The 10,803-nt window shown below is 40.2% G+C and carries 10 protein-coding genes, 1 tRNA gene, 2 rRNA genes, 1 other RNA gene and 1 other annotated feature; of the genes, 13 read left to right on the plus strand and 1 reads right to left on the minus strand.

Annotated features, from left to right (window positions below; all coding sequences use genetic code 11):
- Positions 1 to 114: ribosomal RNA gene (rrf, locus tag H538_RS0117420) — 5S ribosomal RNA — on the plus strand; the annotation flags it as partial.
- A gap of 54 nt (positions 115 to 168) precedes the next feature.
- Here rrf and H538_RS0117425 read toward each other — a convergent pair.
- The gene (locus tag H538_RS0117425; protein WP_026678686.1) at positions 169 to 1,125 is read right to left on the minus strand and encodes a YaaC family protein; all 957 of its coding nucleotides are present in this window, start codon (positions 1,123 to 1,125) and stop codon (positions 169 to 171) included.
- A 140-nt stretch (positions 1,126 to 1,265) separates the two neighbouring features.
- Between H538_RS0117425 and guaB the strand changes: the two genes are divergently transcribed.
- From guaB to H538_RS0117485, 12 genes are all read left to right on the plus strand, one after another.
- Positions 1,266 to 2,723 (plus strand): IMP dehydrogenase, encoded by a 1,458-nt coding sequence (gene guaB, locus H538_RS0117430; protein WP_026678687.1) that lies wholly within the window; start codon positions 1,266 to 1,268, stop codon positions 2,721 to 2,723.
- 95 nt (positions 2,724 to 2,818) lie between these two features.
- The gene (locus H538_RS0117435; protein WP_051291539.1) at positions 2,819 to 4,141 is read left to right on the plus strand and encodes a D-alanyl-D-alanine carboxypeptidase family protein; all 1,323 of its coding nucleotides are present in this window, start codon (positions 2,819 to 2,821) and stop codon (positions 4,139 to 4,141) included.
- Positions 4,142 to 4,195: 54 nt separating this feature from the next.
- Positions 4,196 to 4,414, plus strand: a binding site (T-box leader).
- A 53-nt stretch (positions 4,415 to 4,467) separates the two neighbouring features.
- Positions 4,468 to 5,745, plus strand: coding sequence for a serine--tRNA ligase (serS, locus tag H538_RS0117440; RefSeq protein ID WP_026678689.1), 1,278 nt, complete (start codon positions 4,468 to 4,470; stop codon positions 5,743 to 5,745).
- A gap of 139 nt (positions 5,746 to 5,884) precedes the next feature.
- Positions 5,885 to 5,977 (plus strand) — tRNA-Ser (locus tag H538_RS0117445).
- Positions 5,978 to 6,072: 95 nt separating this feature from the next.
- A complete protein-coding gene (tadA, locus tag H538_RS0117450; protein WP_026678690.1) occupies positions 6,073 to 6,585 on the plus strand; it encodes a tRNA adenosine(34) deaminase TadA in 513 nt (170 codons plus the stop codon).
- 74 nt (positions 6,586 to 6,659) lie between these two features.
- Positions 6,660 to 6,925, plus strand: an RNA gene (ffs, locus tag H538_RS25725) — signal recognition particle sRNA large type.
- A 128-nt stretch (positions 6,926 to 7,053) separates the two neighbouring features.
- Entirely contained in the window at positions 7,054 to 8,739 is a 1,686-nt protein-coding gene (gene dnaX, locus H538_RS0117455) for a DNA polymerase III subunit gamma/tau (protein WP_026678691.1), read from the plus strand.
- Positions 8,740 to 8,761: 22 nt separating this feature from the next.
- Positions 8,762 to 9,082, plus strand: a complete 321-nt coding sequence (locus H538_RS0117460) for a YbaB/EbfC family nucleoid-associated protein (RefSeq protein WP_026678692.1) — start codon at positions 8,762 to 8,764, stop codon at positions 9,080 to 9,082.
- A 10-nt stretch (positions 9,083 to 9,092) separates the two neighbouring features.
- Positions 9,093 to 9,689, plus strand: a complete 597-nt coding sequence (recR, locus tag H538_RS0117465) for a recombination mediator RecR (RefSeq protein ID WP_026678693.1) — start codon at positions 9,093 to 9,095, stop codon at positions 9,687 to 9,689.
- A gap of 63 nt (positions 9,690 to 9,752) precedes the next feature.
- Positions 9,753 to 9,977, plus strand: coding sequence for a YaaL family protein (locus tag H538_RS0117470; protein ID WP_026678694.1), 225 nt, complete (start codon positions 9,753 to 9,755; stop codon positions 9,975 to 9,977).
- Between the two features lie 99 nt (positions 9,978 to 10,076).
- A complete protein-coding gene (locus tag H538_RS0117475) occupies positions 10,077 to 10,343 on the plus strand; it encodes a pro-sigmaK processing inhibitor BofA family protein (RefSeq protein ID WP_026678695.1) in 267 nt (88 codons plus the stop codon).
- A gap of 293 nt (positions 10,344 to 10,636) precedes the next feature.
- Positions 10,637 to 10,803, plus strand: a 16S ribosomal RNA gene (locus H538_RS0117485); the annotation flags it as partial.

Genomic DNA, 10,803 nt, shown 5'->3' on the forward strand with positions numbered 1-10,803 from the left:
TGGTGGCGATGGCGAAGAGGTCACACCCGTTCCCATACCGAACACGGAAGTTAAGCTCTTCAGCGCCGATGGTAATTGGGGGCTTCCCCCTGTGAGAGTAGGACGTTGCCAGGCCAATTGAGACTCCGTTGGATTTTCCAGCGGAGTCTTTTTGTCTTTCCGCAAACGTTAAGAAGGTGTATCTTTATTTAATAAATACAACCCGAGCAAATACGGGACTTTCAGGGCCGTAACTTCTAGAAACTGCTTAATCAACGGTAAATCGTTCGATGAATACGTATGAAATAAATCTCCCCACCATTCTGTTTCATAACGGCAAATCATGCTTAAATTATAGAGGATCAAATAATGAATCATCACTTCATTATAAGGTCGGAAAAATTCGCGTTGATTTGGCAAATAAAAGCTTCCATTTAAATGATATATAAATGGGTAACTTTCAAGAGGGCTTAAGCTTTTTTTAGACGTAAGAACGATGCTTGATTTTGTTTCATAAGAATTTTCAAATACTGATTCACGATAAAAAGAATTTAAAAAGTCTAAAAAACGCGGAAGTGGCATATGTAAGCCATCAAGTATCCGATTCGGAAGTTGGAATTCTAAGCCTTCTATAGTTGCTTTTACAATGAAATTTTGTTTATGAATAAAAAAATAAAGTTCATGTAATTCAGGAATTAAAGGAAGGATATCCCCCATTTTTACTTTTTCACCTTCAATATGTTTCACATGGAACATTTTTTCGCAGAAATGCGTAAATAAGCCGCTTTTTTGAATTTTTACTTCGTCATTTGAGAATTCATAAAACCGTTTTTTTCGTTTTCTTGTGGTTACTCCATGGGCAAGAACCGAGCTGTTTTCCGGATAATCCGGATCAACGGTTAAGATGCATGCTTTTAATAGCTGGATCATGCCATAAAACAATAAAACAGGTTGAAGTTCCAAAGGGGCATTGGCAGAAAGGGAGTAGTATTTTTTTCCGTGCTCTAAATAATAAATAAAAGGATAGCAATTTTCAAAGCTTTTACTTTCTGCTTTCTCGATATTCATTGATCGATAACAAGTACATAAATAGCTTTGGACACGAATTGATGAATAAAAGCTGTCGTACATCGGCCAAAAGTCCATAACATCTTTCCCTCCTTTTCTTTTTTGCTTTATTTTGAAAAGTTCGACTTATCCTCCATTCCTTGACAGTAGTTTATCCAGTTGTTAATCTACAAATAATATTTTTCGTAAAAAGAGTAATGAAGGGAGCTAACTGGATCATGTGGGAGAATAAGTTTGTAAAAGAAGGACTTACTTTTGATGATGTGTTGTTAATTCCAGCGAGATCAGCAGTGTTGCCAAAGGATGTTTCAGTAAAAACGAAGTTATCTGAAAATGTCCAATTAAACATTCCGATCATTAGTGCGGGGATGGATACAGTTACGGAAGCGGAAATGGCCATTGCAATGGCGCGTCAAGGCGGACTAGGAATCATTCATAAGAACATGTCAATTGAACAACAGGCTGAGCAGGTAGACCGTGTTAAGCGCTCTGAGAGCGGTGTTATTACAGATCCATTTTATTTAACACCTGATCACCAGGTATTCGATGCTGAACATTTAATGGGGAAATATCGAATTAGTGGAGTTCCAATTGTTGACGAAAATAAAAAGCTCGTCGGGATTATTACCAATCGTGACATGCGTTTTATCGAAGATTATTCCATTAAAATCAAAGATGTTATGACGAAGGAAAATCTTGTAACGGCAGCTGTTGGCACTACATTAAAAGAAGCAGAACGCATCCTGCAGCGCCACAAAATCGAAAAACTTCCACTTGTTGATGAAGATGGCACCCTTCAAGGATTAATAACAATCAAAGATATTGAAAAAGTCATTGAATTCCCGAACTCGGCTAAAGACAAAAAAGGACGTCTTCTCGTTGGAGCTGCGGTTGGCGTAACGAAAGATACGATGCTGCGAGTTGAAAAACTTGTAGAGGCAGAAGTTGATGTAATTGTCATTGATACAGCTCACGGACATTCTGAAGGAGTAATAAATAAAGTAAGAGAAGTTCGCCAGGCGTACCCTGATTTAACGATCATTGCCGGTAATGTGGCGACTGCTGAAGCTACTCGTGATTTAATTGAAGCCGGTGTAAGTGTTGTTAAAGTAGGGATCGGACCAGGATCCATTTGTACAACCCGTGTAATTGCAGGAGTCGGTGTCCCACAAGTAACGGCGATTTATGATTGTGCTACGGAAGCGAGAAAACACGGCATTCCAATTATTGCTGACGGTGGAATTAAGTATTCCGGTGACATCGTAAAAGCACTTGCTTCGGGTGGACATGCTGTTATGCTTGGAAGCTTACTTGCCGGGGTAAGTGAAAGCCCTGGTGAACGGGAAATTTATCAAGGTCGCCAGTTTAAAGTGTATCGGGGAATGGGCTCGATTGGTGCAATGGAAAGAGGAAGCAGCGACCGTTATTTTCAAGAAAACAATCAAAAACTGGTTCCAGAAGGTATCGAAGGACGCGTACCTTATAAAGGGCCGCTGGCAGATACCATTTATCAATTAATCGGTGGCCTTCGTTCTGGAATGGGCTATTGTGGCACACCAACAATAGAAGATCTTCAAAATAACGCTAAATTTGTTAAGATTACGGGAGCTGGATTAAGGGAAAGCCACCCGCATCAAGTCCAAATTACAAAAGAAGCGCCAAATTACTCTATTTAATAAAATGTTCATAAAAAAATTGTCGACAGAGGTCTATCCTCTGTCGATTTTTATGTTACAATAACGGTTGTGTAAATAGGTATGGAGGTGTAGATGTGACAGGCAAGAAGTTAAAAAGTTCCATCGTTTTTTTATTTGTTTTTTCGCTTATAGCTGCAACCTTTTTTAGTCAATCACTAAAAGCAAGTGCTGCTGAAGGTTTAAATATTAATGCCGGGTCAGCTATATTAGTTGATGGGGAAACCGGAAAAATTTTATATGAAAAGAATGCTGATCAAATGCTTCCACCTGCCAGCATGTCAAAAATGATGACCGAATATCTAGTCATGGAAGCGATTAAAAAAGGTAAGATCAGCTGGGACCAAAAAACCGGTGTAAGTGATTATGCATATCAAGTTTCTCAAGACCGCAGTTTGTCCAATGTTCCATTGCGTTCGGACGATAAATATACGGTTCGTGAATTATACGAAGCGATGGCCATTTACTCTGCAAATGGAGCGACTATTGCATTAGCTGAGCTTGTTTCCGGTTCAGAGTCCGAATTTGTCAAACGGATGAATGAAAAGGCGAAAGAGCTCGGGATGAAGAATACCCGTTTTGTTAACTCAACAGGTTTAAATAATAAAGATTTAAAAGGACATTATTCAACCGGAAGCAAGACAGATGAAAATAAAGTATCTGCGCGATCGATTGCGATTCTAGCTTTTCACTTAATTAATGATTACCCTGAAAGCTTAAAGATTGCGAGCATTCCGAAAAAGAAATTCCGCGAAGGCACTGATGATGAAATCCAAATGTCAAACTGGAACTGGATGCTTCCAACACTTGTTTATAAATATGATGGCGTTGATGGGTTAAAAACCGGGAATACACCAGAAGCTGGTTATTGTTTTACTGGTACAGCGAAACGAAACGGCATACGTTTAATTTCCGTTGTAATGAATACAAAAAGTTATAAGGCCCGATTTGATGAAACGAGAAAATTGTTTGATTACGGCTTCGGAAATTTCACAAAAGAGGAACTCCTTCCTAAAGGGTACACCTTTAAAGGACATAAAACGATTGCTGTCAATAAAGGGAAAGAAAAAGAGGTCGCTATTTCTACAAAAGAACCACTTTCAATGCTTGTGAAAAATGGCGAAAAGAAACAATATAAGCCTGAACTTGTTCTTGATAAAAAAGAATTAGATGCACCGGTTAAAAAAGGACAGGCTGTTGGTTACGTAAATGTAAATTACAACGGGGAAGGAAAAGATTACGGCTATTTAACAAACGGTTCAGATAAAGGAAAAGTTCAAGTCGTAACAACATCGTCTGATGACAAGGCCAACTGGTTTGTTCTCATGATGCGCGCTATCGGCCATTTCTTTAGCAGCATTTGGTCTAGCCTTGTAGGTTGGATTAAAGGAATTTTTTAAAGAATGGTTGCATAAATAAGAGAAATATTGTAAATTAATATATAAAATTGATAGTAAAAATCGTTGACAGGAAATAGTAACAAAATATTCTTCGTAAAGAGAGTCGGTGGCTGGTGAAAACCGATCAAGAAGTTTTGTGAATCCATCCTGGAGTAAAATGCTGAACATGAAATAGTAAGCATTTTCGGTAAACGACCGTTATTCGTTTAAGGTGGCAAGTGATAGTTTTATCCTTGCAACTAGGGTGGCAACGCGGATCAATCCGTCCCTTTTATGAGGGATGGATTTTTTTATTGATCTAAAAATGAAATAGGAGGTTAGATTCCATGCTTGATTTGAAAGTTGTTAGAGCAAATTTTCAGGAAGTAAAGGAAAAATTAGCGAAACGCGGGGAAGATTTATCCGGACTTGACCGTTTTGAAGAATTGGACCAAAAGCGTCGTGAATTGATCGGTGAAACAGAAACGTTAAAGTCAAAGCGAAATGAAGTTTCTAAATTAGTGGCAGAATATAAACGTGAGAAAAAAGATGCAGATGAGCTTATTAAGGAAATGCGCGAAGTAAGTGATCGCATAAAAACGATTGATGAAGAATTGCGTTCTGTAGAAGAAGACTTTCATCAGTTAATGCTTACTTTGCCAAACCTTCCGCACGAAAGTGTTCCAGTCGGCGAAACAGAAGATGACAACGTACCGGTAAGGCATTGGGGGGAGATTCGTCAATTTGAGTTTGAACCAAAGGCTCATTGGGATATTGCCACTGATCTCCAAATCGTTGACTTTGAAAGGGCTGCAAAAGTAACAGGAAGCCGTTTTGCTTTCTATAAAGGATTAGGCGCCAGGCTTGAGCGGGCTTTGATTAACTTTATGATGGATTTACATGAAGACGAGCACGGTTATACAGAAATCCTGCCTCCTTATCTTGTCAACCGCACAAGCATGACAGGGACGGGACAACTTCCTAAATTTGAAGAAGATGCGTTTAAAATCCGGGAAGAGGATTATTTCTTGATTCCAACAGCAGAAGTTCCGGTTACGAATATGCACCGCGAAGAAATTTTAAGCGCAGATGAACTGCCCATTCGGTATGCAGCGTTTAGTGCCTGTTTCCGTTCCGAAGCGGGATCTGCTGGACGCGATACGAGAGGGCTTATTCGCCAACATCAATTTAATAAAGTAGAGCTTGTGCATTTCGTGAAGCCTGAAGACTCTTATCAAACATTAGAAGAATTAACGGGACATGCGGAAAAAGTACTTCAACTTTTGAATCTTCCATACCGTGTAATGAGCATGTGCACCGCTGACCTCGGGTTTACGGCGGCTAAGAAATACGATATTGAAGTATGGCTCCCAAGCTATGGGACGTACCGTGAGATTTCTTCTTGCTCTAATTTTGAAGCGTTCCAGGCGAGAAGAGCGCAAATCCGCTTCCGTCGTGAACCAAAAGGGAAGCCAGAATACGTTCATACATTAAATGGCTCTGGGCTTGCGATTGGACGTACGGTTGCCGCTATTTTAGAAAACTATCAACAACAAGATGGGTCTGTTCTCATTCCGGAAGTTCTTCGCCCTTACATGGGGAATAAAGAAGTCATTACTCGTTAAAATCATAAGGGGAAATAAATCGAAATTTATTTCTCCTTTTTTTAAAAAAAGGGTTGACGATTAAAATAAACATATGCTATTATATTTTTTGTCAGCAAGGAATACAACATTTAGTCATCCTGCTTAACATTTTAAATACGGAGGTATACCCAAGTCCGGCTGAAGGGATCGGTCTTGAAAACCGACAGGGGTGTAAAAGCCCGCGGGGGTTCGAATCCCTCTACCTCCTCCATAATGTACATACAACCTGCTTTTATAGCAGGTTTTTTTAATATTTACTAAAGAATAAGCGAGGCGCTACGCATTACGATTAGAGAAGGATGAATGATGGATAAATCTCAGGAAGAAATCGATCAAATGTATATGAGACTTGCGATTAATGAGGCGATCAAGGCCAGAGAGATCGGTGAAGTTCCGATTGGAGCTATTATCGTCAAAGATGATGAAGTTATATCGACTGCTTTTAATTTACGCGAATCGGAAAAACGGGCGGTCGCCCACGCGGAGCTTCTTGCAATTGATAGGGCCTGTAAAAAAGTGGATTCATGGCGGCTTGAAGGTGCTACGTTATATGTTACATTAGAGCCTTGCGCGATGTGTTCAGGTGCGATCGTGCTTTCACGCATTCATCGGGTTGTTTTTGGTGCGGCTGATCCTAAAGGTGGTTGTGCCGGTACGTTAATGAACCTTTTACAAGAAGAACGTTTCAACCATCAATGTGACGTTACCGCTGGCATTTTAGCAGAAGAATGCGGCGAATTGCTCACCTCTTTTTTTCAACAATTACGAAAGAAAAAGAAAGAACATAAAAAAATACAGAATATGGAATCTGATTTATAATTGATTTTTTACAGTAGAGGTTGTATACTTAGAAATGCACATTCCTAATGTGCCTTACAATGTTATACACTTTGTCGCGCTAGGTGGGGAGGTAGCGGTGCCCTGTACTCGCAATCCGCTGTAGCGAGGCTGAATTCCTCTCTTCGGGTAGTCCAATGTATGGTCTGACACAAGTAAGTAGTGTTGACATTCGGGTCCTGCGCAACGGAGACCCATGAACCCTGTCAGGTCCGGAAGGAAGCAGCAGTAAGTGGTCATCTTCGTGTGCCGCGGGGTAGCCTGGATCGAGCTAACTGCTTGCGTAACGCGTAGGTTGGCTATTCCAACGAGAGGTGCGCGGCATTTTACATAAGTATTAAATTTAAAAGCTCATCCTCCGGGGTGAGTTTTTTGCTGTTTTTCAGTATAATAAGAGTTACAGACAGAAACGAAAAATGTGGAAATGATGATGAAGGAGGGCATGGGAAAATGAGTTATCAAGCGCTTTACCGTGTCTGGCGTCCACAAAGCTTTCAAGATGTTGTCGGCCAAGAGCATATAACGAAAACAATCCAAAATGCGCTTTTGCAGCAAAAACTTTCCCATGCTTATCTATTTTCAGGCCCAAGGGGTACGGGAAAAACAAGTGCGGCAAAAATTATTGCAAAAGCGGTTAACTGTGAAAAAGCGCCGGTAGCTGAACCGTGCAATGAATGCGATAGTTGCATTGGGATCACAAATGGGACGATTTCCGATGTTCTTGAAATTGATGCCGCATCCAATACCGGAGTCGACGATATTCGTGATATTCGTGACAAAGTCAAATTTGCTCCATCTTCCGTCCGTTATAAAGTGTATATCATCGACGAGGTCCACATGCTCTCGACAGGAGCGTTCAACGCTTTGTTAAAAACATTGGAGGAACCCCCTGCCCATGTTATTTTTATACTGGCAACGACCGAGCCGCATAAAATTCCGTTAACGATTATTTCACGCTGCCAGCGATTCGATTTTAAACGAATTTCAAGCGGGAAAATGATTGAACGGATGAAAACAATTCTTGAGGCAAGCGGTACTAAAACCGATGATGAAGCGTTGGAGCTGTTGGCGAGAGCTGCAGAAGGCGGAATGCGTGATGCCTTAAGTCTATTGGATCAGGCCATATCTTACAGTGAAGACATCGTCAAGGTCGAAGATGTCTTAGCTGTTACCGGGACTGTAACACAGGCGTATTTAGCAAGAGTTGTTAAAGCATTTGAGGACAAAAATGTAGCGGAAGCCCTTCAAATCGTTGAAAAAATCATGGCAGAAGGCAAAGATCCGGTTCGCTTTATTGAAGATTTAATTTATTATTACCGTGATATGCTGCTTTATAAAACAGCTCCGAACCTTGAAAAAATTCTCGACCGGGTCAAAGTGGATCAAGAATTTAAAGAACTGGCTGACCATACGGATTCAAACTGGATCTATAAAGTGATTGAGCTATTGAATCAAGCACAACAGGAAATGAAATGGACGAATCATCCGAAAATATTTCTTGAGCTTTCTTTTGTTAAAATTTGCCACGAGGAACAAAAACCTGTCTCTTCAGTGGAAACTGAACAGCTAAGAAAGAGAATTGATCAATTAGAGCATGAGCTTCATCAATTGAAGGAACGTGGTATTTCTTCAGCGTCTGAAGAAAAAAGCGCTTCAACCGTTCAGGAGAGAAAAAGCGTCAAACCGAAGTTATCGACAAACGCTGCATCCGTAGGAAGAATAAAAGAAATGTTGAACGAGGCCAAAAAGCAAAACCTCATTATTTTAAAAAATAGCTGGGGTACGATTATGGAAAGAATTAAGGCGGAAAAAGTAAGTGTGTATGCTCTATTATCAGGTGCGGAACCTGTTGCCTGTTCGGATCGATTCTTTTTGCTTTCTTTTCAACACCAAATCCACAGCCAAATGGCCCAATCTGAAAATATTCGCAGCTGTGTGGAATCAACTGTTTATAGTACAATAGGAAAGTCTCTATCAATGGCAACCGTCCTTCAGCCTGATTGGGAAAGAATTAAACAAGAATTCATTAAAGAACACGAGCTTGGGAATGCCGAAGAAAAGGAAGAGGCGGTGGATCCTTTAATCGCTGAAGCTCAAAAGCTATTCGGCAATGATTTAATTGAAATAAAAGACTAAAACATTTAGGAGGAATCTGATTATGATGCGTGGCGGAAATATGAACAATATGATGAAACAAATGCAAAAAATGCAGAGAGAAATGGCGAAAGCTCAAGAGGAATTAAAGGAAAAGAAAGTAGAAGGTACAGCAGGAGGCGGAATGGTGACCGTCATTGCGAATGGCCATAAAGAAATACTGGAAGTCGTCATTAAAGAAGAAGTGGTTGATCCGGATGATATTGAAATGCTTCAAGACCTTGTTTTAGCGGCTACAAATGATGCATTAAAGAAAGTGGATGAGCTTGTGAATCAAGATATGGGGAAATTCACTAAAGGATTAAACATTCCAGGACTGTTCTAGGAGGCCATAGATGCACTATCCAGAACCTATTTCGAAATTGATCGACGGCTTTATGAAATTGCCAGGTATCGGACCGAAAACAGCGGTTCGACTGGCATTTTTCGTATTAGAAATGAAAGAAGACGATGTATTGGATTTCGGCCGCTCGCTCGTTAATGCTAAAAGAAAGCTGATCTATTGTTCGAATTGTTTTCATATTACGGACCGTGATCCATGCATGATTTGTGACGATTCAAGCCGTGACCGCACGACCATTTGCGTTGTCCATGACTCTAAAGATGTTATCGCGATGGAAAAAATGAAGGAATACCGCGGGCTATATCATGTTCTTCACGGAGCGATTTCGCCGGTTGATGGAATTGGGCCGGAGGATATAAAAATAGCAGAGCTTCTCAAGCGGCTTCAGGATGATACTATCCAAGAAATCATTATGGCGACAGACCCTAATATTGAAGGTGAAGCGACCGCTATGTATATCGCCCGTCTTTTAAAACCTACAGGAATAAAAATCACAAGAATTGCCCATGGCCTCCCAGTCGGCGGTGATTTAGAATATGCAGATGAGGTAACTTTATCGAAAGCACTTGAAGGAAGACGTGAACTTTAAGATGCTTTTAAAAAGTGTCCTTTTTAATACTTGAACTTTAACAATAAAGGGGAACACCATACCATGTTTTTCTCTAAAAAGGGGCAATTAAGAAAAACGGGAGACGAACAACTTCTTCACACGTTTTATGAAGTAAAAGAAGCATTGGCACGAAAAAAAGCGATTGTTGGAAAAAGTGTTGAACCTTCTGAACAAGTCCTTTATGAGTTAGCGTTAACAGAGGCAAAGTACTTTTTTTTATTGAAAGAGGCAAAAAAAAGAAATGTGTCGATGAAATCATTAAAATAATCCTTAGAGCAAAATCGCCTTACATGTGATTTTGTTCTTTTTTTTGGACATCTCCCATACATTAAATTGAAAAGACGAGTTATGGGAGGGTGAAGAGCGATGGAACCATTAATGGTGGTATCCATTCTTGGGAGCTTAATTTTATTGCTGCTTTTAGTTGGCGCTCCGCTAAAGCCATTGCGGTGGATCGGGCAGGGAATTATTCGTTTATGTATTGGAGCTTTGCTTCTTTTTTTCTTAAATGCAATAGGAACTTCGTATGATATCCATATTCCTATAAACATCGGAACCGTTTCAATATCAGGTTTTTTAGGCATACCAGGGCTTGTCTCCCTTGCCGCTATCCAATATTTCATAATGGGGTAAAACGGAAGATCGCCTATGATTTCTCCGTTTTATTTTTTATTAAAAAAGTTGTTGACGATAATATTTAAACGTGTTATATTATTAATTGTCGCTGCAAGACAAGCAGCTTTCGAAAAAACGTCAAAAAAAGATGTTGACACTAAGCAAACAAGGTGTTAAGATATAAAAGTCGCCAAAACGAGCGACGGGACAAAAACATCTTTAAATGTTCTTTGAAAACTAAACAAAAGCCAGGTAAGTCAGGGATAAACCATCCCGCAATTCTTATTTGAAATGATTGAGCAAGACAAACTTTATTGGAGAGTTTGATCCTGGCTCAGGACGAACGCTGGCGGCGTGCCTAATACATGCAAGTCGAGCGGACGGAAGGAGAGCTTGCTCTCTGGAAGTTAGCGGCGGACGGGTGAGTAACACGTGGGCAACCTGCCTCATAGATGGGGATAACACCGAGAAATCGGTG

Source organism: Fictibacillus gelatini DSM 15865 (assembly GCF_000430745.1).
Classification (GTDB): Bacteria; Bacillota; Bacilli; order Bacillales; family Fictibacillaceae; genus Fictibacillus_A; species Fictibacillus_A gelatini.